Source organism: Photobacterium sp. DNB22_13_2 (genome assembly GCF_052873915.1).
The window spans coordinates 1-235 of sequence record NZ_JBNNXU010000300.1; the positions used below are offsets into that span (position 1 = coordinate 1).

Consider the following 235-nt stretch of genomic DNA (forward strand, 5'->3'; position numbering starts at 1 on the left):
TCTGAACATCAGGACGTGCGAGGTCATGGGACCGCGCAAAACGCGCCAGGTGCATGGCTATTTGCTCGAAGACCCATCGCACATATTCGATGCCGTTCCACCGAACAATCCTTATCTGTCGCTCAAATAGCCGACTAAGAGGGGAAGTGCCACACGTTCTGTTTGAACGGGTGGCAGGCTTCAGTCGATCCGAAGAGGCTCGAACGACTTGACGAGTTGGTCCACCGCCTTGACC

At 55.3% G+C, this 235-nt stretch carries 1 protein-coding gene; it reads left to right on the forward strand.

Going from position 1 to position 235, the window contains the following annotated elements; all coding sequences use genetic code 11:
* Window positions 1–7 precede the first annotated feature (7 nt).
* Window positions 8–130 (forward strand): conjugal transfer nickase/helicase domain-containing protein, encoded by a 123-nt coding sequence (locus ACVA58_RS28725; RefSeq protein WP_446513629.1) that lies wholly within the window; start codon window positions 8–10, stop codon window positions 128–130.
* Window positions 131–235 lie beyond the last annotated feature (105 nt).